Here is a 24,863-nt window from a genome sequence, read left to right as displayed (position 1 = left end):
CTCCCCCGACAACCCCTCCACCACACCGTCATCCACCACACCCGCCACATGAAACACCCCCGACACCCGATACACGGACAACAACCCCTCCACGTCATCCCGGCTACTGACATCACACGCCACCACCGAGACCCGCGCCCCCAACTCCTCTATCTCCTTTACGAGTTCAGCCGCACCCGGCACCTCCGCACCACGACGACCCGCCAACACCACATGCTCAGCACCCCGACCCACCAACCACCGCGCAACCCCCGCCCCCAACACACCCAAACCACCCGTCACCAACACCGACCCCGACACCCGCCAACCATCCCCGACAACAGCGGAAGAAGCCGACGCACGCACCAGACGCCGGCCGAACAACTCACCCCCACGCACGGCCACTTGATCCTCACCGGACCCGCCCGCCAACACACCCGCCAACAACTCCCCCGACACCTCACCCACCACATCGACCAACCCACCCCAACCCAAAGGCCGCTCCAACGCCACCACCCGACCCAACCCCCACACCTGCGCCAACTCCCCCACCGGCACCACACCATCCCCACCCACCGAAACCCCACCCCGCGTCACACACCACACCCCAACCGACACACCCACCAACCCACCCAAAACCCCCAACAACCCCTCGGCAGACCCCGGACACACCACCACACCCGCCAACAAACCCCCACCAACAACATCTACCAACCCGGCCGCGTCAGCAGACGAAACACACACCACCTCAGCACCCGCAGCCGCCAGCGCACGCCCGATATCACCAACCTCCACCCCCTCACCCAACACCAGCAGCCAACGACCCGACAGGCGGGCGTTCGGCGTCTGGATCGGGTGCCAGGCCACCTCGTAGAGGAGCTGGTCGAGCGAGGACGGTCCGGTGCCGCCGCCGAGCCAGGTGGGGAGGGTGGCCTCTTCTGCCGGGGTGGGCCAGAAACGCTCGCGCTGGAAGGCATAGGTGGGCAGGCTCGGCGCCGTGGTCGCGGGGCCGCCGAACGGCTTGGTCAGGTCCACCGGGGCTCCGCTCGCGTACGCCTGCCCCACCGCGTCGAGGACGGTAGGGACCTCCGGGCGGTTCTTGCGCAGCAGGGGGAGGACGACGGGGCGGTCGGCGCCGCCGTCCTCCGCGTCAAGGCATTCCCGGGTGGCAGCGGTGAGGACGGCGTCCGGCCCCAACTCCAGGAAATGGCTGACCCCTTGAGCCCGCAGAGCCTGTACACCGTCGTAGAACAGGACGCTCTGGCGGACGTGCTTCACCCAGTAATCGGGGGTGGTCACCTCCCGGCCCACCACCTCTCCGGTCACATTCGACACCAGCGGGATCTCCGGCTCACGCAACTCCAGTCCCGCGACCACTTCTCCGAAACGCTCCAACATCGGCTCCATCAAGCGGGAGTGGAACCCGTACCCGACCGGGAGGCGACGCGCGCGACCACCCGAGTCACGGACCATCGCCACGGCCTCGTCCACCACTTCCGCGTCCCCCGACACCACACACGACCGGGGACCGTTCACCGCCCCCACCTCAAGACGACCACCGAACCGGGCGCACAACTCCTCGACCTCAGACAGCGGCAGGGCCACGGCGGCCATCCCGCCCCCGGAGGCCAACTCCCCCATCAGACGGCCGCGTTCACCGACAAGCCGCGCCGCATCCGCCAGGTCGAGAACCCCTGCCACATACGCCGCCGACACCTCACCCACCGAATGACCCAGCACGACATCAGGGCGCATCCCCCACGACTCCACCAGCCCAGCCAACCCCACCTCCAAGGCGAACAACCCCGCCTGCGCCCACTGAGTAGACCCCGGCACACCCTCATCACCCAACACCCCCCACGCCTCATCAACCACTCCCGCAAACACCGGAAACGCCCCATACAACTCCCGCCCCATCCCCACCCGTTCCCCACCCTGGCCGGAGAACAGGAAGGCCCAGCGAGTGTCGGGGTGGGCCCGGTGGGGTGGGGTGGTGCCGTTGGCCAAGTCGGCCAGGGCGTCCAGGAGTTCGGTCGGGGTTTCGCCGAGGAGGGTGGTTCGGTGGGGGAACGGGGTGCGGGTGCGGGCGAGTTCGGTGCCGATGCGGGTGAGGTCGGGGCCGGTCGGGGCGGCGGTTTCGCAGAGGTCGGTGAGGTGGGCGTGCAGGCGGTGGGCCTGGCCCCGTAGCGCCCCGGGGGATTTGGCGGTGAGGGGCCAGAGGGCGGGGAGTGGCGGGGTGGTGGTGTCCGCCTGCGCGGTGCCGGTCGGGGCGGGCGGGGCCTGTTCGAGGATGAGGTGGGCGTTGGTGCCGCTCATGCCGAACGAGGAGACGGCGGCGCGGCGGGGGTGGTCGGTCACCGGCCAGGTGCGGCGTACGGTGAGCAGACTGACGTTGCCGGTGGACCAGTCGACGTGCGGGCTCGGCTGGTCGATGTGCAGGGATTTCGGCAGTACACCGTGGTGGATGGCCTGCACGGTCTTGATGACGGCGGCGACACCCGCGGCGGCCTGGGTGTGGCCGATGTTGGACTTCAACGAGCCCAGCCAGAGAGGGTGTTGGGAGGTGCGGTGCTGTCCGTAGGTGGCGAGGAGGGCTTGGGCTTCGATGGGGTCGCCGAGGGCGGTGCCGGTGCCGTGGGCCTCTACGGCGTCGATGTCGCCCGCTGCCAGGCCGGAGTTGGCCAGGGCCTGGCGGATCACCCGTTGCTGGGCGGGGCCGTTGGGGGCGGTGAGGCCGTTGGAGGCGCCGTCCTGGTTGACGGCGGAGCCGCGGATCACGGCGAGTACCGGGTGGCCGTCGCGGCGCGCGTCGGAGAGGCGTTCCAGGAGGATCATGCCGGCGCCCTCGGACCAGCCGGTGCCGTCGGCGGACGCCGAGAAGGGTTTGCAGCGGCCGTCGGCGGCGAGCCCGCGCTGCCGGCTGAAGTCGATGAAGGACTGCGGGGTGGACATGACGGTGACGCCGCCCGCGAGGGCGAGCGCGCATTCCCCGCGGCGCAGTGCTTCCGCGGCGAGGTGCAGGGCGACCAGGGAGGAGGAGCAGGCCGTGTCGACGGTCAGCGCGGGTCCTTCGAGGCCGAGGGCGTAGGCGATGCGGCCGGAGACGACGCTGCCCGCGCCGCCGGTGCCGAGGTAGCCCTCCAGGTTCTCGGCGGAGTGGGTGACCAGGGCCGTGTAGTCCTGTCCGTTGGTGCCGGCGAAGACTCCGGTGCCCGCGGCTTCGGCGGGCCGGATTCCGGCGCGTTCGAAGGCCTCCCAGGAGGTCTCCAGCAGCAGCCGCTGCTGGGGGTCCATCGCCAGGGCCTCGCGGGGGGAGATCCCGAAGAACGCGGCGTCGAACTCGGCGGCTCCGGTGAGGAATCCGCCGCCGCGGGTGTAGGTGGTGCCGTGCCGGTCCGGGTCGGGGTCGTAGAGGGCGTCCAGGTTCCAGCCGCGGTCGGTGGGGAACGGGGTGATCGCGTCGGTCTCGTTCTCGACCAGCCGCCACAGGTCTTCCGGCGAGCTGACGTCGCCGGGGAAGCGGCAGCTCATGCCGATGATCGCCAGGGGTTCGGCGCTGCTCGTGGTGCGGTGGGCGACGGTGGCGGTGCGGGGGGTGTCGAGCAGTGCGGTGCGGAGCCGCGTGACGAGTGCGGCGGGTGTGGGGTGGTCGAAGACCAGGGTGGTGGGGAGGTCCAGGCCGGTGGCGCGGCTGAGCTGGTTGCGGAACTCCACGGCGGTCATGGAGTCGAACCCGAGGTCACGGAAGGCGAGTTGGGCCTCGGCGGTCTCCTCCGGGAGGTGACCGAGTACGGCGGCCACATGGTCCCGGACGAGTTCGCGCAGCATCCGGTCGGGGTCGGCCGCCGCCCGGAGGCGTTGGGCGAACGGGTAGGCGGAGTCGGGGAGTTGGCCGGCGGCGGAGGTGTTCTCGGTGTTCTGCTGCGCTGGTGCGGGGTCGGGCCGGTGGGTGTTGACGGGGTGGCCGGGCCAGAAGCGGCGGCGTTGGAAGGGGTAGGTGGGGAGGTCCGTCCGGTCGCGGCGCCCGTCGGGGAAGACCGCCTGCCAGTCGGGGACGGTGCCGGTGCAGAAGAGTTCCCCGAGGGCCGTGGCGAGGGAGGCGGTCTCGTCGCGGTCGCGCCGGAGGAGTGCCGTCAGCCGGTAGGTGTCCGTCGCGGTGGTCTCCGGGTCGGGAGCCGCCTCCGTGTGGGCGGTGTCCGTCGCCTCCAAGTCCGCCTGGAGTAGCGGTCCTTGGGCAAGCAGCGTCTCTTGGGCGAGGGTGGTGAGGACGGCGTCGGGGCCGAGTTCGGCGAAGCGGGTCACTCCGGCCTGGGCGAGGGTGCGTACGCCGTCGTGGAAGAGGACGGTCTGGCGGATGTGCTGCCGCCAGTAGGCGGGGGTGCGCAGTTCTTCGGCGGTGGCGAGGCGGCCCGTCAGGTTGGAGACGAGGGGGATCCGCGGTTCGGCGGGGGACAGTTCGCGTATCGCCGCTTCGAAGGCGTCGAGTATGGGGTCCATGCGCGGGGAGTGGAAGGCGTGGCTGACCCGGAGGCGTTTGGTGCGGTGGCCGTGGAGGTGGGCGGCGAGTTCCGCTACGGCGTCCTCGTCGCCGGAGAGGACCACGGCCGCGGGCCCGTTGACGGCGGCGATCCCGGCGCGGCCCTCGTATACGGCGAGGAGTGGGCGGATCTCCTCGACCGGGGCGGCCACGGAGAGCATGGCGCCGCCGGGGGGCAGGGTCTGCATCAGGCGGCCGCGGGCGGCGATCAGGCGGGCGGCGTCGTCGAGGGTGAAGACGCCCGAGACATGGGCGGCGGCGATCTCGCCGACGGAGTGGCCGAGGAGGAAGTCCGGTACCACGCCCCAGGATTCGAGCAGCCGGAAGAGGGCGACCTCCAGGGCGAAGAGGCCGGCTTGTGTCCACCGGGTGCCGTCCAGGGTCTGGGCGTCACCGGTGAGGACGATGTCGCGCACGGACCGGGCGGGCTCCGCGAGGTGGGTGTCCAGCGCGGCGCAGGCGGCGTCGAAGGGCTCGGCGAACGCGGGGAGGGTGGCGTACAGCGCGGCGCCCATCGCCGGGCGCTGGGATCCCTGACCGCTGAAGAGGAAGGCCAGGCGTCCGGGCAGGGGTGTGCCCTGGGTCAGGCCGGGTGCGGGTCGGCCGTCGGTGAGTGCGGTCAGCCCGGCGAGCAGCCGTTCCCGGTCCTCGGTGACGAGGGCGGCGCGGTGGGTGAGGGGGGAGCGGGTGAGGGCCAGTGCGGGCGCCACCCGGTGCGGTGTGAGGTCCTGGTCGGCGAGGAGGTGGGCGTGCAGTTGTCCGGCCTGGCGGCGTAGGGCGGTTTCGGTGCGGCCGCTGAGGACGGTGACGGGCAGGGGCGGGCGGGATGGTTCCTCGGACGGCGCCAACTGCCGCTGGTCCGGGGCTTGTTCGAGGATGAGGTGGGCGTTGGTGCCGCTGATGCCGAAGGAGGAGACGGCGCAGCGGCGGGCGCGGTCGGTGTCGGGCCAGGGGTGTTCCTCGGTCAGCAGCCGCACCCCGCCCGCCGACCAGTCGACGTGGGAGGTCGGGGCGTCCACATGGAGGGTGCGCGGCAGGAGTCCGTGCCGCATCGCCATCACCATCTTGATGACTCCGGCGACGCCCGCGGCGGCCTGGGTGTGGCCCAGGTTGGACTTCAACGAGCCCAGCCAGAGCGGGCGTTGGGGGCTGCGCCGCTGTCCGTAGGTGGCGAGGAGGGCCTGGGCTTCGATGGGGTCGCCGAGGGCGGTGCCGGTGCCGTGGGCCTCGACGGCGTCGATGTCGCCCGCTGCCAGGCCGGAGTTGGCCAAGGCCCGGCCGATGACCCGTTCCTGGGCGGGACCGTTGGGGGCGGTCATACCGTTGGAGGCGCCGTCCTGGTTGACGGCGGAACCGCGCAGTACGGCCAGGACGCGGCGGCCGTTGCGGTGTGCGTCGGAGAGGCGTTCCAGGAGGATCATGCCGGCGCCTTCGGACCAGGAGGTGCCGTCGGCCGCCTCGGCGAAGGGCTTGCAGCGCCCGTCGGGGGCGAGCCCGCGCTGCCGGGAGAACTCCACGAAGGTGTGGGGCGCCGCCATCACCGTGACACCGCCCGCGAGCGCGAGGTCGCACTCGCCCTGCCGCAGCGCCTGCGCGGCCAGATGCAGGGAGACCAGGGAGGAGGAGCAGGCGGTGTCGACGGTGACGGCCGGGCCCTCCAGCCCGAACGTGTAGGCGATACGGCCGGAGGCGATGCTCCCGGCGCTGCCGTTGCCCGCGTAGCCCTCCAACTCCGGTTCGTCGGCGAGGAGGTTGGCGTAGTCGTGGTACATGACTCCGGCGTAGACGCCGGTGGTGCTGCCGCGCAGGTCGGCCGGGGCGATCCCGGCGCGTTCGAACGCTTCCCAGGAGGTCTCCAGCAGCAGCCGCTGCTGGGGGTCCATGGCGAGGGCCTCGCGGGGGGAGATCCCGAAGAGGAGCGGGTCGAACTCGGCGGCCCCGTCCAGGAATCCGCCCTCGCGGACGTAGCTGGTGCCCTTCCGTTCGGGGTCGGGGTCGAAGAGGGCGTCCAGGTCCCAGCCGCGGTCGGTGGGGAAGGCGGAGATGGCGTCGGTACCGGTGCGCACCAGCTCCCACAGGTCCTCCGGGGTGCCCACCCCGCCCGGGAAACGGCAGCTCATGGCGACGAGGGCGATGGGTTCGCCGTCGGCCGCGGGGGCGGGCGCCGCGGGGGTGTCCGGCCGCTGTCCGGCGAGGAGCCTGGTCCGCAGGTGGGCGGCGAGGGCGGCGGGGGTGGGCTGGTCGAAGACGAGGGTGGCGGGCAGGCGGAGACCGGTGGCGGTGCTGAGGCGGTTGCGGAGTTCGACGCCGGTGAGGGAGTCGAACCCGGCGTCCTGGAACGGCCGTTGGGGGTCGGCGGGGGTGGTTCGGCCGAGCACGGTGGCGGCCTCGGTGGTGACGAGGTCGAGCAGGCGGCGCTTCTGCTGGGCGGCGTTGAGGGCGGTGAGTTGTGCGGTGAGGGGGTTCGGGGGTGCGGTGGGTCGGCCGGTCCTGGGGGCGATGGGGGATGCGAAGTCGGCGAGGGGCGGGGGGAGTTGGGGCTGCCGGGCGAGGGCGGCGCGGTCCAGCAGCATGGGGTGGAGGACGGGTCGGCGGTGGGTGCGGGCGAGGTCGAGGAGGGCGAGGGCCTGTTCGGTGGGGAGCGGGCGCATACCGCCCCGGTCCAGGCGCCGGGTGTCGGTCTCGGCGAGTGCCTCGGTCATACCGCTGCGTTCGGCCCACAGCCCCCAGGCCAGGGAGAGCCCGGGCAGGCCCTGGGCGCGGCGCAGTGCGGCGAGACCGTCCAGGTAGGAGTTGGCCGCGGCGTAGGCGGCCTGCCCGGGGGCTCCGAGGATTCCGGCCGCCGAGGAGAACAGGACGAAGGCGGTCAGGGGCAGGTCGCGGGTGAGGTCGTGCAGATTGCGGGCGGCGTCGGCCTTGGCGCGCAGCACGGTGTCGAGGTGTTCCGGGGTGAGCCGGGCGAGGGTGGCGTCGCCGGGGACTCCGGCGGCGTGCACCACCGCCCGCAGGGGTGCCGTCGGGGGCAGGGTGGCCAGCAGGTCGGCCAGTGCCGTGCGGTCGGCGGCGTCGCAGGCGGCGATGCGTACCGACTCGGCGCCGAGCGCGGTGAGTTCGGTGGTGATCTCCTGTCGCGCCCGGGTGCCGGCGCCGCTGCGGCCGACGAGGAGCAGGCTGCGGACCTCGTGTACGGCGACCAGGTGCCGGGCGACGGCACGGCCGAGCACCCCGAGACCGCCCGTGATCAGAACGGTGCCTTCGGGCCCGAACTGGCCCCCGGGCAGGGCGACTTCAGGCCCGGTACCGGACTGCGCCTCCTCGTGGGCGGGGACGAGGCGCGGCACCCGTATCCCGCCGTCGTGGAGTGCCGCCTGCGGGTGGCCGAGTGCCGCGGCCTCGGTGAGGGTGTCGGCGTCCGTCCCGGGGGCCGCGTCCAACAGGGCGAAACGGCCCGGGTGTTCGGACTGCGCCGAGCGGACCAGGCCCCAGACGGCGGCCGCGGTGGGGTCGGTCTCGGCACCCCGGGTGACGAACACGGTGTGCGGGGCCGAGTCGTCGGCGAGGCGGGATCGCAGCAGGTCGAGCACGGTGTGCAGGGCGGCACGGGTACCGCGGGAGGTGTCGGGTTCGACCATCTCGGAGGCGGCGTCCGGAGGGGCGGCGGCGCCGGGGGCCGTCGCGGGTACCCAGTCGAGTTGGTACAGGGCCTGACCTGCGCGGGAGAGGAGGGCGGGGTCGACGGGGCGCAGGGTCAGCGCGTCGATGGAGACGACGGGGCGCCCGGTCTGGTCCCAGGCGCTGAGGGCGACGCCTCCGGACGCGGCGGGGGTGAGACGTACCCGGAGGGTGGTGGCGCCAGTGGTGTGGAGGTGTACGCCGCTGAAGGCGAAGGGCAGTCGGGGCTGGTCTGCCGCGGTGAGGGCGACGGTCTGGAGGGCGGCGTCGAGGAGTGCGGGGTGCAGGCCGAATCCGTTCCCGGCTCCAGTGGTGGCGTCGTCCGGGCGGCTGACCTGCGCGAAGAGTTCGTCGCCGCGGCGCCAGGCGGCGGTGAGGCCCTGGAAGGCGGGCCCGTAGGTGAAGCCCTCGGCGGTGCGGGCCGGGTAGAAGTCGTCCAGGTCGACGGGTTCGGCGCCGGCCGGCGGCCACACCGGTTCCGGTTCCGGGAGGGTGGCGGTGTCCGGGGCGAGGGCTCCTTCGGCGTGCCGGGTCCACTGCCCGCCGTGGGGGCGTGCGTAGGCGGTGAGGGGGCGGCGGCCGTCGGGAGTGGCGGCACCGACGGCGAACTGGACCTGGATTTCCTCGTGTTGCTCCCAGGTCAGGGGGGCGTGCAGGGTCAGTTCGTCGAGGTGTGCGCAGCCGACGTGGTCTCCGGCGCGGAGGGCGAGTTCCACGAAGGCGGTGCCGGGGAGGACCACGGTGTCGCCGATGGTGTGGTCCGCGAGCCACGGCTGGCGGTGTGGTGAGAGCAGGCCGGTGAAGAGGTGGCCGTCGCTGCCGGCGAGGGCGACCGCCGCGCCGAGCAGGGGGTGCCCGGCGCTGTCCAGGCCCGCGGGGGCATGGGTGCCCGTGCCGTCGAGCCAGTAGCGGGTGCGCTGGAAGGCGTAGGTGGGCAGCTCGACGCGGGGGGCGTGTGGGTGGGGTGCCGCCCAGTCGACCGGGGTGCCGTGGGTGTGGATCTGGGCGAGGGCCCGGGCGAAGGTGTGCACCTCGTCGTGGTTGCGCCGGAGGGCGGTGCTCCAGCGGATGGTGTCGCCCGCGGGTTCCGTGGTGAGGCAGTCCCGGCCGAGGGTGCTGAGGACGGGGTCGGGGCCCAACTCCAGGCAGGCGGTGGTTCCTTGACCGGCCAGGGTGCGGATGCCGTCGTGGAAGAGGACGGTGTCCCGGACGTGGCGCACCCAGTATTCGGGGGTGCATATCTCGTCCGGGTCCGCGAGTTGGCCGGTCACATTGGAGACGAGGGGGATGCGCGGTGGGTGGAAACGCAGTCCGGCGAGGATGGTGCGGAAGCGGTCGAGCATGGGTTCCATGCGCGGGGAGTGGAAGGCGTGGCTGACCCGCAGGCGCTTGGTGCGGTGTCCGTGGAGGTGGGCCACGATTTCCGTGATGGCGTCCTCGTCGCCGGAGAGGACCACGGCTGCCGGGCCGTTGACGGCGGCGATCCCTACGCGGTCCCCGTATCCGGCGAGGAGTGGGCGGATCTCCTCGACCGGGGCCGCCACGGAGAGCATGGCGCCGCCCTCGGGCAGGGCTTCCATGAGTCTCCCGCGGGCGGCGACCAGGGCGCAGGCGGAGGGGAGGTCCAGGATGCCGGCGGCGTGGGCGGCGGTGATCTCCCCGACGGAGTGGCCGAGCAGCAGGTCGGGGCGGACTCCCCAGCTCTCGGTGAGCCGGAACAGGGCGGTCTCCAGGGCGAACAGCGCGGCCTGGGTGTACGCGGTGCGGTGCAGCAGCGCCGCCCGGGGGCTGTCCGGGTCGGCGTGCGTGATGTCGCGCAGCGGGGTGTCGAGGTAGCGGTCGAGCTGGGCGCAGACCTCGTCGAAGGCCCGGGCGAAGACCGGGTGGGCGGTGTACAGCCCCTGGCCCATTCCGGGGCGCTGGGAGCCCTGGCCGGAGAACAGCACGGCGAGCCGTCCCGATACGGCGGCGGTGCCCTGGACCAGTCCGGGCGCGTCGGTACCGGTGGCGAGTGCGGTGAGCCCGGCCCGTAGTGCCGCGGTGTCGGCGCCGAGTACGACGGCGCGCCGGGTGAAGGCGGTGCGGGTGGTGGCGAGGGCGTGGGCGGTGCCGCTGAGGGAGGGGGTGCCGCCGGGCTGTGCGGGGTCGGTCGCCGCCAGCAGCGCGGCGGCCTGCCCCCGTAGCGCTTCGGTGGTGCGGGCGCTCAACGGCCAGGCGTAGAGGGCTGGTTGGGGCTGGTCCTGGTCGGGGGTGGGCGCGGGTGGTGCCTGTTCCAGGATGAGGTGGGCGTTGGTGCCGCTGATGCCGAAGGAGGACACCGCGGCGCGGCGGGGGCGGCCGGTGACGGGCCACTCGGTGCGTTCGGTGAGGAGTTCGATGTCGCCCGTGGACCAGTCGACGCGGGGGCTGGGCCGGTCCAGGTGCGGGGTGCCCGGCAGGATGCCCGCGCCCAGCGCCAGGACCGTCTTGATGACTCCGGCGGCGCCGGCGGCGGCCTGGGTGTGCCCGAGGTTGGACTTCACCGAGCCGAGGAGCAGGGGGAGTTGGCGGTCCTGGCCGTAGGTGGCGAGCAGGGCGTGGGCTTCGATGGGGTCGCCGAGGGTGGTGCCGGTGCCGTGTGCCTCCACGGCGTCGACGTCGGCGGGGCTGAGGTCCGCCTGGGCGAGGGCCTGCCGGATGACGCGCTGCTGGGCGGGCCCGTTGGGGACGGTCAGGCCGCTGCTGGCGCCGTCCTGGTTGACGGCGGAGCCGCGGATGACGGCGAGCACCGGGTGGCCGTTGGCCTGGGCGTCGCTGAGGCGTTCCAGTAGCAGGATGCCGGCGCCTTCGCTCCAGCCGGTGCCGTCGGCGGCGGCGGCGAAGGGTTTGCAGCGGCCGTCGGCGGCGAGTGCCCGCTGCTGGCTGAAGTCGACGAAGAGGTCGGGAGTCGCCATCACGGTGACACCGCCCGCGAGCGCGAGGTCGCATTCGCCCTGCCGCAGTGCCTGCGCGGCCAGATGCAGGGTGACCAGGGAGGAGGAGCAGGCGGTGTCGACGGTGACCGCGGGGCCTTCCAGACCGAGGGTGTAGGAGATGCGTCCGGAGGCGACACTGCCCGCGTTGCCGCTGCCGGCGTACACCTCGACGCCCTCGGGCAGGGCGTCGAGGCGGGCGGCGTAGTCGTGGTGCATGACGCCGACGAAGACGCCGGTGGGGCTGGAACGCAGGCTGGAGGGGGCGATCCCGGCGCGTTCGATCGCCTCCCAGGAGGTTTCCAGCAGCAGCCGCTGCTGGGGGTCCATGGCGAGGGCCTCGCGGGGGGAGATGCCGAAGAACTCCGCGTCGAACGCGGTGGCGTCGTCGAGGAATCCGCCCTCGCGGACGTAGGAAGTGCCGCGGTGGTCGGGGTCCGGGTGGTAGACGGCGTCGAGGTCCCAGCCGCGGTCGGTGGGGAAGGGGCCCATCGCGTCGCGCCCGTCGAGCAGCAGGTGCCACAGGTCCTCGGGGGTGCGCACCCCGCCGGGGTAGCGGCAGCCCATCGAGACGACCGCGATCGGCTCGGCGGCCTGGGCGGTCCTCAACTGCTCCTTGGTCTGGTGCAGTTCAGCCGTCACCCACCGGAGGTGGTCCAGCAGCTTCTGTTCGTCGGTCATGACGTCCGGACTCCAATTGCTCAGGGGTGCGGCGCCCGGCGGGGGCGCGGGCCGCGCGAGGGCTCAGCGGCGGGACACACCGGTGTACTGCTCGGCGAAGCTCCGCGCCTCCGCCCCGGAGTGGAGCAGCCGCGCGAAGCGGGCCCGGCGCAGCCTGCGGGTGAACGGCTCCTCGTCGGGGGCTTCGTGCAGCAGTGTGGTCATCGCGGCGGAGAACTCCTGCCCGAGCCACGCTCTGCGCAACGCGGTCCGGGCGTAGGTGTCCAGGGGTTCCCGCCGGCCGTGGGCGTACCAGAGGCTGAGGGCGCCGGCGAGGAGGCGGGCGTCGGCGACGGCCAGGTTGAGGCCCTTGGCGGCGCTCGGGGGGACGATGTGCGCGGCGTCACCGACGAGGAACAGCCGCCGGTACTGCATGGGTTCGACCATATGGCCGCGCAGCGGGACCAGGACCCGTTCCAGGATGTCGCCGGTGGGCAGGGAGCCGGTGCCGCCCGCGAGGCGGAAGTCCAACTCCCGCCAGATGTCCTCGTCACCGCGGTCGTCCACCCGTTCGTGGGGCGGGACTTGGAGGTAGAGGCGGCTGACGCTCGGCGACCGCATACTCTGCAGCGCGAAGCCGTGGCGGCTGACGGCGTAGATGAGTTCCGCCGACATCGGGGGTGCGGAGGCGAGGACGCCCAGCCAGGCGAAGGGGTAGGTGACGGCGTGCCCGGTGAGTTCGCCGGGGGGCGCGGCGTGGCGGCTCACTCCGTGGTAGCCGTCGCAGCCGGCGAGGAAGTCGCAGGCTATTTCGGTGAGTTGGCCGTCCAGGGTGCACCGTACGCGCGCCCCGTCCGCGGTCACCGACACCACCCGAACATCGTCCACACCGAAGTGCAGACCGCTCTGGTCGTCGCGGGCGGCGATGAGGTCCTTGACGACTTCCTGCTGCCCGTACATCCACACGGCGGCGCCGCTGAGTTCGGCGAAGGGCATCCGGTGCCGTTCGCCGTCGAGGCGCCACTCGAAACCCTGGTGGACCAGGGCCTCCCGGTCCAGGCGGCCGGTGACGCCGGCCTCGCGCAGGGTGTCCACGGTGCCCTCTTCGAGCAGCCCGGCGCGGACCCGTTTCTCCACATGGGCGCGGCTGCGGCGCTCCAGTACGACGGAGTCGACCCCGTCGAGGGTGAGCAGCCGGGACAGCAGCAGCCCCGCGGGGCCCGCGCCGATGACGCACACCGGGGTGTGTAGCTGTCTGACCTCGCTCACCGGGTGACCTCCCCGGTGAGCGGCAGCAGCGCCGAGGAGGGGCCGACACGGACGGTGCGGGGGCCGGTGGTGGGGACCCAGGTGTGGTGGGCGGTGTCCCAGTGGGTGAAGCGGGCGGCGTCGAGGGTCACGGTGAGCCGGGTGGCGGCGCCGGGTTCCAGGGTGGCGGCGGCGTATCCGGCGAGGGTCCTGGGGGGCTCGTCGGCGGTGGCGTCGGGGCGTGCGTCCAGATACACCTGGGCGATCTCACGGCCCGCCCGCTGCCCGGTGTTGCGTACGGTGAAGGTGGCGCGCACACCGTCGTCGGCGGCGGTCAGTTCGAGGTCCGTGTAGCTGAAGGTGGTGTAGCTGAGGCCGTGGCCGAAGGGGAACAGGGGGTTGGCGGCGTTGTCCTGGTACCACCGGTAGCCGCTGAACAGCCCTTCGGAGTAGTCGACTTGGCCATCCTCGCCGGGGTAGCGGCGGGCGTCTTGGGCGACGGGGGTGTGCGCGGGGTCGGCGGGGAAGCTCTGGGTGAGTTTGCCGCTCGGGTTGACCTCGCCGAACAGCAGCCGCCCGGTGGCTTCGGCGCCGCGCTCCCCCGGGTACCAGATGTCGAGCACCCCGGCCACCTGGTCCAGCCACGGCATGGTGACGGAGGAACCGGTGTTGAGGACAACGACGGTGTTCGGGTTGGCTTCGGCGACCGCGCTGATCAGGGTGTCCTGGAGGCCGGGCAGTCCCAGGGCGGGCCGGTCGATGAGTTCGGCCAGTTCGTCGTAGGCGAAGACCACCGCGGCCTGCGCGTTCCGGGCGGCTCCGGCGGCCTCCTCGATATCAGCCCGCGCCTGCTGCGGCGTCACCCAACCGAGCGTGAGCCGCACCGGGTTGGCCGGCACCGGCAGCGCGGACAGCACCAGCTTGTACGTCCCGGGCTCCAGGTCGGCGGTGAGGCCCGCGGTGTCGCCGAAGGAGCTGCCGGCGAAGACCCGCGGGTGCCCTTCGAGGTCGATCGCGGCGTAGCCGCCGAGGGCGGTGACGGCGATCCGGTAGCGGCCGGGGGTGTCGATGGTGAGGCGGCCCTCGTAGAAGTAGTCGGGTTCGGTGGACGGTCCGGGCGCCACCTCGCCCTGGTGGAACGGGGGTTGGAGGGCGGAAGCGGGGAGGGGGCGGCCGATCGGGTCCTCGCCGACGCGGTAGGCGACGGCCTCGGTGCCGAGCCGCCCGGTGAAGTCCTCCAGTGGGCTGAGGGCGGTCTCGGGGACGACCAGGGCGCTGCCCACCCCGGCGGTCTTCGGGGTCTGTGCCGGGTGCCCGATCACCGCCAACTTGCCTTTCGCGAGGGCCTGTTGGGACAGGGGCAGGACACCACGCGGGTTGTGCAGCAGTACCGCGCCGGCCTCGGCCACCTCCTGGGCGAGGGCGGCACCCCGGTCGGCGTCCCGGGTGGTGACGGGGGCCTGGGTGCCGTCGAGCAGGCCGAAGCGGGCCATCTGGCCGAGGACGCGGGCCACGGAGCGGTCGAGGACCTTCTCGTCGATCCGGCCCTCGGTGATCGCCTCCCGCAGCGGCTCGCCGAGGTGCTTGCCGTCGGGCATCTCCTGGTCGAGTCCGGCGTCGATCGCGGCCGTGTCATGGACGGCGTCCCAGTCGCTCATCACCCAGCCCTCGAAACCCCACTCCTCGCGCAGCAGGGTGGTGAGCAGGGGCGCGTTCTGGCAGCAGAAGTCGCCGTTGACCTTGTTGGTGGCGCCCATCAGGGCCCCGGCCCCGGCCTCCACCGCGGCCTGGAACGCGGGGAGTTCGAGTTCCCGGAGGGTCCGCTCGCCGACGCGGGCGTCGACGGTCATCCGGTTCTCCTCCTGGTTGTTGGCGAGGAAGTGCTTGGGCATCGCGATCACCCCCTGGGACTGGATGCCGCGCACCACCGCGGTGCCGATCGCGGTGACCAGCAGCGGATCCTCCCCGTACAGCTCGAAGTTGCGGCCGCCGAACGGCTGGCGGAGCAGATTGAGCATCGGGCCGATCAGTACGTCCTGGCGTTTGGCGCGCGCCTCGTGGCCGAGGAACTCCCCGTAGCGGGCGGCGAGTTCGGCATCGAAGGCACAGGACAGGGCGATCGGTGCGGGCAGTGCCGTGGTGGTCTTCCGCTTCATCCGCACGCCCGCGGGTCCGTCGGTCATCCGCAGCGGCGGGATGCCCAGCCGCGGCACACCGGGGATGTAGCCGGACTGGCCGAGCCTCTCGGGGTCGTCCGCACCGTGGGTGAAGGACAGCTTCTCCGCCAGGGTCATCGCCGCGACCAGCGCGGTCACATCGGGCCGGGCGCTCTGCACGGCGGGTGTGGTGGGGGTGGGCTGCGTGGTCATACGCGGTCACTTCCGTCGGTCTCGGCGGTGGCGGCGGCCAGGGAGGCCGGTGAGGGGTGGGCGCGCAGGGCGCGGGCCGGGGCGTCGGCCTTGAGCAGCATCTCGGCGTACTCGTCGGCCGGGTCGGAGTGGAGGACGATGGCACCGCCCGCGCCGAGTTCCCAGCTCTCACCGCCGCGGACCATGGTGCGGATCACGATGTTGAGGTCGACCGCGCCGTTGCAGGACAGATAGCCGAGCGCCCCGGAGTAGACACCGCGGGCGCGGCGCTCCAGGGAGTCGATGATCTCCAGGGTGCGCAGCTTGGGCGCGCCGGTCATGGAGCCGCCGGGGAAGCAGGCGCGGATGCAGTCGACGGCGTCGGCGTCGGCTCTCAGGCGCCCCCGGATGGTGGAGACGAGCTGGTGGACGGTGGCGTAGCTCTCCGTCGCCATCAGCACCGGCACTTCCACCGAGCCGAGTTCGCAGACCCGGCCCAGGTCGTTGCGGAGCAGGTCGACGATCATCAGGTTCTCGGCGCGGGTCTTGGCGCTGGAGGCGAGTTCGGCGCGGATCGCCTCGTCCTCGGCGGGGGTGGCGCCGCGCGGGGCGGTGCCCTTGATGGGTTTGGCCTCGGCGGTGCCGTCCGGGGTGATCTTCAGGAAGCGTTCCGGTGAGGAGCAGGCGATGTCGAGCTCACTGAGGTGCAGATAGGCGGCGTAGGGGGCCGGGTTGAGTCTGCGCAGTCTGCGGTAGGTGTCCCAGCCGTCGCCGTGTGCGGGGAACTCCGCGGAGTTCGTCAGGCATATCTCGTAGCTCTCCCCCGCGTGCAGTTGGGCCTGGCAGGCCTCGATCGCCCGGATGTACTCGGCCCTGCCGTGCGCGAGCCGGGGTTCGACGGACACGGGTGCCACGGGGGGTGGCGGGGTGAGCGGGGTGAGTGCGTCCAGTCGGGCGGCGGTCCGCTCCAGCCACCGGGTGGCCGAGGCGGTGTCCGCGTCTCCGCCGTCTGTGTCTTCGCCGTCCGCGGCTTCGCTCAGGGCGAGGAGGTAGGTGCGGTGTGCCCGGTGGTCGACGGCGAGGAAGCGGTCGGCGAACAGCCAGACGGCGTCCGGGGTCCAGGCGGTGCGGGTGTTCGGGGAACCGCACTCGGCCTTGAGTTCGTAGCCGAAGTAGCCGACATAGCCGCCGGTGAAGTCGAAGGGCAGCGGGGGTGCGTCGATCACCCGGCGGGCGAGTTCCCGTCGGAGGTAGTCGAAGACGGACTCGCGGTGGACGGACGGCTTGGCCGCGTCGACGATGACGAGACCTTCACCGGTGCGGTAGCGCACGGTCTCCGCGAGCGGCCCCCGGGCGTCACCGAGGAAGGAGAACCGCGACATGCCTTCCTCCACCCGGGCGCTGTCCAGCCAGAAGGCGTGTTCGGAGTCCGCGTAGAGCTCCTGGAAGGCGGCCTCGGTGTCGACGGCGTACGGCAGTTCCCGAACGTGCAGCCGGTAGCGGGGAGTTGACCCTTCGGAGGGCTCCGGGCGGGCGGCATTGGTGGTGGGTGCGGCTGTCGCGGGGCGCCGTACCGTCGTCCCGCCGCGGGCTTCGCGGCTGAGGTCGCGGAAGTTGGCCATCAGCCGCAGCCCGTACTCGGTCTCGATGGACTCCGGGTGGAACTGCACACCCCAGCACGGCAGTTGGCGGTGCCCCAGGGCCTGCACCACACCGTCCTCGGAGCGGGCCAGGACCTCCAGTACGTCCGGGAGCGGCTCGGCCACACACAGGGAGTGGTAGCGCACGGCACCGAACTCGGCCGGCACACCGTCGAAGAGCCCGTGCCCCTGGTGGACGACGCGGCTCACCTGGCCGTGCCGGGCGCGGGGCGCGGCGATGACCTTGCCGCCCTCGGAGACGGCGAGTCCCTGGTGGCCGAGGCACACCCCGAGCACGGGCAGTTCGCGGCGGCGCAGCACGTCCATGGAGACGCCGAAGTCCCTTGGCCTGGACGGGTGTCCGGGCCCGGGAGAGATCACCGCGTTGTCGTAGCGGGCCAGGTCGGGGAGCTCCCCGGCGTCGTTGGTGAGGACGTCGGGCTCCTCACCGTTCACCTGTCCCAGGAGGTGGAACAGGTTGTAGGTGTAGGAGTCGTGGTTGTCGATCAGCAGGGTCCGCACCGTCGTCCTCACCCCTCACCGATGGCCGGGGAGCGGCGGGTGAGCCGGTCGAGGTGGGCGCGGGTCTCGTCGGGCCGGGCGGCGGGCGCGAGGTGTGCCAGATGGCCGTCGGGCCGGACCAGGGCGAGCCGCGGCGCGGGCCCGAACCGGTGCCGCAGACCGCGGTGTCCGGCGGGGCTCAGCGCGGCCAGGTCGTGCACGGTGACCCGCCCGTCGAGCGCGCCGCGTGCCTCGGCGACGAGGGTGTCCCACTCGGGCGGTGGGTGCTCGCCGGGCCACAGCACGGCGAGGTGTGCGCTCTGCTCCAGGAGCGGGGCGCCCGGGTCCGGGCGGGAGGTGTGGAAGAACGGCAGCCGGTCGCCGGGCACCGCGCGCCGCCGCAGCGGTGACCGCCACAGCGGCCCGTCGAGCGGGGCGTAGCTCAGCCCGGTCTGGCTCATCAGGGGCGCGGCGACCTTCGCCAGGAAACCGGAGGCGTCGGCGGCGCGGATCGCCTCGTCGCGCCGCTCGGTGTCCTCGGGGGTCTGCGGCATGGACAGTTCCATCTCGGTGCGGATCACGGCGCGGACCTGCTCGACGGCCTGCTGCCGCTCGGTGTCATAGGTGTCGAGCAGGCTGTCGTGGAAGTCTCCGCGGAGCACACCGGCGAGTTTCCAGCCCAGGTTGACGGCGTCCTGGAGGCCGAGGTTGAGGCCCTGCCCGCCGAGCGGCACCACGGAGTGCGCGGCGTCCCCGACGAGCAGCACCCGGCCGGACCGGAAGTTCTCGGCGACTCCGGGACGCGGGTGGTAGGTGCGTTTCCACAGCGGTTCGCCGAGCCGGTAGGGGATGCTGGTGCGCTCGTCGGCCATAGCCTGCCAAGCGGACAGCGGCCGCTCGGACCAGTCCTCCTCGCCCGGTGCGACGACGGTGGCGAGACGGCAGATCCCGTCGGGCAGATGGACCAGCGGCAGCAGTCCGGACCCGCCGTAGTGGTACTCCACGCCGGAGGCGACGGGGCCGGTCAGCGGGAAGTCCCCGAGGGCGATACCGATCGGGAAGGGCAGTCCCGGGTACGCGGTGCCGAGGAGCCGGCGGGTGGCACTGCCCGCGCCGTCGGCACCGATCAGCCACTGCGGCACGGTGTCCTCGGTGCGCCCGTCGGCGTGCCGCAGGGTGGCGCGCGGCAGGGGCCCGGAGTTGTCGAGCGCTTCAAGGGTGACACCGCACTCCACGGTGCCGCCGAGCGACTCCAGCCGCTCCCACAGCAGATCCTCCAACTCCCGCTGGACCAGGCCGAGTCCGAACGGATACGGGGAGTCCAGCCGGTGGAAGGGGACGGCGCCAAGGCGGTGGCCGCCCGCGAAGAAGCTGACATCGTGCGCGGGCCGGCCCCGGGCGACGAGGTCCGCGGTGAGGCCGGACTTCTCCAGGACTTCCAGGAGCCGGGGCAGGATCATCACGGCCCGCGAGTGCGGGTCGCTCTCGGCGAGTGAGGGCTTGGAGTCGATGAGGCGCACCGGCACACCCTGCCGCAGCAGGTCGCAGGCGAGCAGGGAGCCGACGGCGCCGCCGCCGACGATGAGTATCCGCGGATCGTTCACTGCCCGGACGCCCCTTCCGCCCCGTTCCGCAACTGCCCTTCGACGGCGTCGGCCGCCGCCCGCGCACCGCCCGCCTCCTGTGCACACCGCCGCATCCGTGCCGTACTGTCCCCGATCCGCCGGTCGGTGACGGCCTCACGGGCCGCGGCGAGCAGAGCGGCGGGGCCGGCGTCCGGATCCAGGCGGACACCGAGGTGCAGGGCGGCGACCCGGTCGGCGATGACTTCCTGTTCGACCATCTGCGGCACGACGACCATGGGGGTGGCGGAGGCGAGCGCCTCCATGGTGCTGCCCATACCGCCGTGGGTGACGAAGACGTCGGCCTGTGCCAGCACGGACAGTTGGGGCACCGTGCGGTGCACCTCCACCTGTGCGGGGAGCGGGCCGAGCGAGGCGGGATCGGTTCCCTCCCCCACCGACATCACCACGGAGAACTCGCTGCCGTCGAACGCCTCGGCGCAACGGCGGTAGAAGTCGGCGGACCGGTTGAAGACGGTGCCCAGCGACACATAGGCGACCGGGCCGCCGCCCGGGGGCCGCCGCCAGGTCCCCTCGTCGTCACGGCCGCCGAGGCTGGGGCCCACAAAGCGGTGGTGCGGCCCGAAGGTGTCCGCGGCGGGCTGGAACTCCCTTGGCAGGAAAGCCAGGTTGAGTTCCTCCTCGAAGTCCATGAACTCCTCGGTGCCCAGGCCCGGAAGGCCCGCCCCGGCCAGGAACCCGGCGAGGCGCCGGTCGAACTCGGCGGTGTGGGCGTCGTGTTCGGGGGAACGGCCGGTGCGTTCCAGCATGGCGTCCATCAGTGCGTAGCCGCGGCCGGAGGCGAGGCTGGGGAAGAACTGCACCGCCCGGCAGCCCCAGCGCCGGGCGAGCGCACGGCCCGCGAACGGCGCGGTGTTGTCGTAGACGATCGCCTCGGGCCGCTCGTCGCCGAACCACTTCTCGGCGAGGGCGACCCGTTCCGCCGCGCTGTGCAGGAAGAACAACGGCAGCGCACTGAGGTCCCCGGAGGCGAAGGCCGCCGGGGACTGGTTCGGCGAGGGCGCGGTGTCATAGCGGCAGACGGTGGCGCCGAGCCGGGTGAGCCGTTCCTCGAACGCTCCCGTCGTGAAGTAGGTGACCTGGTGGCCGCGTGCGGTGAGCTCCGCGACGACGCCCAAGGTCGGCGAGATGTGGCCGTGTGCGGCCACGCTGAAGAATGCGATATGTGCCATCAGTCACCCCAGGTCGCCCGGCTGCGCCGGTCAGATCCCGATCTCCCCGTCCAAGATCTCGAACAGCTCCTCGTCCGTGGCGTCCAGGGCGGTCGTCTCCGCACCGGACTCCGTTCTCCGCACCGTGCCGCCCAGTCGGGCCACCAGGGCACGCAGTCGTTGTTCGGCATACCGCCCGGTGGCGGACTCCGGATCGGCCTCGCCCAGTACCGCCTCCAACTCGTCGAACCCTCGGATCACGGACTGCTCGGGCGCGTCCACGTCCGGTTCCACCTCGCTGACCAGGTGTTCCGCGAGCGCCGCCGGGGTCGGGAAGTCAAAGACCAGCGTCGGCGACAGCGCCAGACCGGTCTGCTCACCGAGGCGGTTACGCAGTTCCACGGCGGCCAGCGAGTCCAGCCCCAGCTCACGGAACGACTTCTCCCCCGCGATCCGCGCGCCCCCGCCGTGCCCCAGGACGGCGGCCGTCTCCAACTGGACAAGATCAGCGAGCAGTTGACGCCGCCGGCCGGTGTCGGCCGAAGCGAGCCGGGAGGCGAGGGAAGGCCCGGCGGTGGCGGGCGCCGTCCGCAGCACACGGCGGGCACGCTCACGCACCGCGGGCGCGGACTCCTTGACGGCCACCAGCTTCGACGGCCCCCGCGACGGCCCCGGGGCACTCAGTGCGGCGTCCAGCAGCAACAGCGCTTCCTCGTTGCCGAGCGGGACCGTACCGCGCCGCGCCATCCGGGCGACGGCATCCGCACCGAGACGGCCCGCCATCCCGCGCTCCTCGGCCCACGGCCCCCACTGGAGGGACAGCGCGGGCACTCCCAGCGCGCGCAGTTGGTCCGCGTAGGCGTCCAAGTACCCGTTCGCCGCAGCGTAGTTGGCCTGGCCAGGGCTGCCGTGGACCGTGGCCGCCGAGGAGAAGAGGACGAAGGCGGCCAGCGGGTGCCCGGCGGTGGCGGCGCGCAGCGCGAGCGCCCCCTCGGCCTTCACGGCCAGCACCCGGGTGAACTGCTCCTCGGTGAGCGCGGTCAGAAGCCCGTCATCGACGATCCCCGCGGCATGGAACACCGCGGTGAGCGGCCGTGCCAGTGCCGCCACCGCCCCGGCCAGCGCCGCCCGGTCGGTGACATCACAGGCCACCAGAGCCACCTCGGCACCCAACTCCCGCAGCGCGGAGGCGAGTTGCTCGTCCCGCAGCTCCCCGGCACTCCGGCCCAGCAACACCAGATCGCGAACCCCGTACGCCTCCACCAGATGCCGGGCCACCACGGCGCCGAGTCCCCCCGTACCACCGGTGATCAGCACGGCACCCGAGGCCAGGTCCGGCCCCTCGCCCCCGGCGGGACGCTCGACGGGAACCAGCCGGGGAACGGTCAACTGCCCTTGCTGTACGGCGAGTTCGGGTGCCTCGGCGGACAGGGCGGCGGACGGGAGTCCGGTGTCGCTCTGTACGACCTGGATCCGCCCCGGGTGCTCGGTCTGCACGGCACGCAGCATGGCCCGCACTGCTGTGGCTACGGTGCCGGTGCCGCTTCCCGTGTCTGTCCCCGTTCCGGGTGTGAGGAGGGTGAGCCGTGCCGTGTCGTACAGCGGACCGTCGACCCATGCGCGCAGCAGCCCCGCCGTGGCCCACAGCGCCCGCGCCGTCTCCTGCACGGAGCGGACGGAGTCCTCGGTGTCCTCGGTGGCGGCGGGTTGTGCCAGGTCCAGGGCGCACACCACAGCGTCCGGCCGCTCACCGGAGTCCTCCAGCGCCTTCAGATCCCGGTACAGACTCGCCCCGAGCGCCTCCGCCACACCCTCCTCATCCGAGCCGAGCACGGCCACACCACCGCTGTACGGGGCGTGGTCCTCCCCCACGTCCTCCCCCAACGGGACCCACTCGACCGCACGCAGGACGGGCGCCGCACCACCGAGGTCCCCGGCCTCCGACCTCCGCAACCGCAGCGAGGCGATATACGCGGCCGGCTCGCCCGCCAAGTCCATGAGATGCAGGGAGAGTTCGTCCTCGGCGAGACGACGCAGCCGGACCCGCCCGGCCGCGGTCCCGGGCCGCGTGACGGTCACGCCCTGCCAGACGAACGGCAGCCGCCCACCGGCGTCCCCCGCCCCGGGCGTGTCCACGAACCCGGTGTGCAGGGCCGCGTCCAGCAGCGCCGGATGCACCAGATGGTCCGAGCCGTCCTCCCCGTGCAGCGCGACCTCCGCGAAGACATCCGCACCCCGCCGCCACACCCGCCGCAACCCGCGCAGCGCGGGCCCGTAGTCGAAGCCCATCTGCGCGGCCCGGTCATAGACCTCCGCCGGGTCGACCTCCTCGGCACCGGGCGGCGGCCAGCTCTCCGCCGGGGAGGACGGCACCTCCGCCTCCTCCGCCCCGAGGACACCGCGGGCGTGCCGGGTCCACCCGGCGTCCGGCTCCCCGGCGGGCCGGCTGTGCACGGTCACCGACCAGCGGCCGGGCTCCCCGGACGGCGGTGCGTCCGGCTCCTCGACGTCCAGCGGGGCCACGGCCACCTGGATATCGACGGCACCGGTCGCCGCCAACCGCAACGGTGCCTCGACGGTCAACTCCGACACGGTGCCGGCACCCACCGCCCGCCCCGCGTACAGCGCCATCTCCACAAAACCGGTGCCGGGCAGCAGCATCGCCGTCCCGACGACATGGTCCGCCAGCCAGGGATGCGTACGCACGGACAACCGCCCCGTGAAGAGGACTTCCGCCGACTCGGCCCGCTCCACGACCGTGTCGAGCAGGGGATGCGCCGCGGGCCCCCGGGACGTTCCACTCCGCGGCCGCGGCCAGTACCGCTCCTCACGGAACGGGTAGGTGGGCAGCGCCACCCGCCGCCCCCTCGCGGGACCGAAGTACGCCTCCCAGTCCACCGGCAGTCCCCAACGGTGGAACTCGCCCAACGCGGCTGCCACGGTGCGGGGTTCAGCCTGGTGGGGGCGCAGCAGGGAGACGTAGCCACGGGTGGGGGTGTCGGTTGTCCCGGTGGCCTCGGTTGATGCGGGTTCCGGTGTGTCGAGAGAGTCGCGGGCCAGGGCGGTGAGTACGGCGTCGGGGCCCAACTCCACGTAACGGGTGACCCCTTGGGCCTGCAAGGTCTGTACGCCCTCGTGGAACAGGACGCTCTGACGGGCGTGACACATCCAGTAATCGGGGGTGGTCACCTCCTGCCCTACCAGCCCACCCGTCACGTTCGACACGAGCGGGATCCGGGGCTCACGCAACTCCAGCCCGGCCACCACCTCGCCGAAACGCTCCAACATCGGCTCCATCAAACGGGAATGGAACCCGTACCCGACCGGGAGACGACGCGCACGACCACCGCCGCCTCGCACCAACTCCACCGCCTCGTCCACCGCATCCGCATCCCCCGACACCACACACGACCGGGGACCGTTCACCGCCCCCACCTCAAGACGGCCACCGAACCGGGCGCACAACTCCTCTACCTCGGCCAACGGCAAGGCCAGAGCGGCCATCCCGCCCCCCGAGGCCAACTCCCCCATCAGACGGCCCCGTTCACCCACCAACCGAGCCGCATCCGGCAGGTCGAGAACCCCCGCCACATACGCCGCCGCAACCTCACCCACCGAATGCCCCAACACCACATCCGGCCGAACCCCCCACGACCCCACCAACCCAGCCAACCCCACCTCCAACGCAAACAACCCCGCCTGCGCCCACCCCGTAGACCCCGGCACACCCTCATCACCCAACACCCCCCACACCTCATCAACCACCCCCGCAAACACCGGAAAAGCCTCATACAACTCCCGCCCCATCCCCTCCCGTTCGCCACCTTGGCCGGAGAACAGGAAGGCGAGGCGGCCGGGTTGGGGCGCGGGGGTGGGTCGGGCCGCGTCGAGGGCCAGGAGGGTGGCGGTCGGATCAAGGCGGTCGGCCAGGGCGACGGCACGGTGGGCGAAGACGGTGCGCGAGGTGGCGAGGCTCCGGCCGACCTCGGCCAGATCGAGTTCCGGGTGCGCCGCGAGGTGCGTACGCAACTGTGCGGCCTGGTCACGGACCGCCTCCGGATCGCGGGCGGAGAGCAGCAGGGGGACCACATCGGGCGCCGTGTGGTCGGTGGGCCGGGCGTCGGGGGCCGGGTCCGGGGCTGGTGCCTCTTCCAGGATGACGTGGGCGTTGGTGCCGCTGATGCCGAAGGAGGAGACCGCGGCGCGCCTCGTGCGGTCGGACCGGGTGGTCCACTCCTGCTCAGAAGCCAGCAACCGCACCGTTCCGGCCGACCAGTCGACGTGCCGAGTCGGCTCGTCCACATGGAGCGTTCGCGGCAGGAGTTCATGCCGCATCGCCATCAACATCTTGATCACACCGGCCATACCCGCCGCAGCCTGCGTATGCCCCAGATTCGACTTCACCGACCCCAACCACAAAGGCTCCCCAGCCCCACGCTCCACCCCATATGTCGCCAACAATGCCTGCGCCTCAATCGGGTCACCCAACACCGTCCCCGTCCCATGCCCCTCCACCACATCCACCTCACCACC

General features: G+C 72.7%; 7 protein-coding genes. All 7 read right to left on the bottom strand.

Features of this window, described 5'->3' with window-relative positions; genetic code table 11:
* The coding region (locus ACFVST_RS26630) for an SDR family NAD(P)-dependent oxidoreductase (protein ID WP_390156129.1) at window positions 1-11,820 on the bottom strand (11,820 nt) is incomplete at its 3' end.
* 63 nt (window positions 11,821-11,883) lie between these two features.
* Window positions 11,884-13,068: a 4-hydroxybenzoate 3-monooxygenase gene (locus tag ACFVST_RS26625; RefSeq protein WP_390156128.1), complete on the bottom strand. Its 1,185-nt coding sequence runs from the start codon at window positions 13,066-13,068 to the stop codon at window positions 11,884-11,886.
* Window positions 13,065-15,416, bottom strand: a complete 2,352-nt coding sequence (locus ACFVST_RS26620) for a beta-glucosidase (RefSeq protein ID WP_390156127.1) — start codon at window positions 15,414-15,416, stop codon at window positions 13,065-13,067. The genes ACFVST_RS26625 and ACFVST_RS26620 overlap by 4 nt, the downstream gene beginning before the upstream one ends.
* Window positions 15,413-17,557, bottom strand: coding sequence for an aminodeoxychorismate synthase component I (gene pabB, locus ACFVST_RS26615; protein WP_390156126.1), 2,145 nt, complete (start codon window positions 17,555-17,557; stop codon window positions 15,413-15,415). Before pabB ends, ACFVST_RS26620 begins: the two co-directional genes overlap by 4 nt.
* A gap of 8 nt (window positions 17,558-17,565) precedes the next feature.
* Complete coding sequence (locus ACFVST_RS26610) at window positions 17,566-19,140, bottom strand: FAD-dependent oxidoreductase (RefSeq protein WP_390156125.1); 1,575 nt, start codon at window positions 19,138-19,140, stop codon at window positions 17,566-17,568.
* The gene (locus ACFVST_RS26605) at window positions 19,137-20,351 is read right to left on the bottom strand and encodes a macrolide family glycosyltransferase (RefSeq protein ID WP_390156124.1); all 1,215 of its coding nucleotides are present in this window, start codon (window positions 20,349-20,351) and stop codon (window positions 19,137-19,139) included. The genes ACFVST_RS26610 and ACFVST_RS26605 overlap by 4 nt, the downstream gene beginning before the upstream one ends.
* Before the next feature lie 30 nt (window positions 20,352-20,381).
* A complete protein-coding gene (locus ACFVST_RS26600) occupies window positions 20,382-24,845 on the bottom strand; it encodes an SDR family NAD(P)-dependent oxidoreductase (protein ID WP_390156123.1) in 4,464 nt (1,487 codons plus the stop codon).
* Between the last annotated feature and the right edge of the window lie 18 nt (window positions 24,846-24,863).

This window comes from Streptomyces sp. NPDC058045 (genome assembly GCF_042885635.1).
GTDB lineage: Bacteria > Actinomycetota > Actinomycetes > Streptomycetales > Streptomycetaceae > Streptomyces.
The sequence above is the reverse complement of the archived record's forward strand: the minus strand, read 5'-3'. Positions and strand labels throughout refer to the sequence as shown.

Bases quoted from the DNA above. Each gene is read 5' to 3' on its own strand.
- ACFVST_RS26620 (WP_390156127.1), bottom strand. From the start codon at position 15,416: ATGACCACGCAGCCCACCCCCACCACACCCGCCGTGCAGAGCGCCCGG.
- ACFVST_RS26605 (WP_390156124.1), bottom strand. From the start codon at position 20,351: ATGGCACATATCGCATTCTTCAGCGTGGCCGCACACGGCCACATCTCG.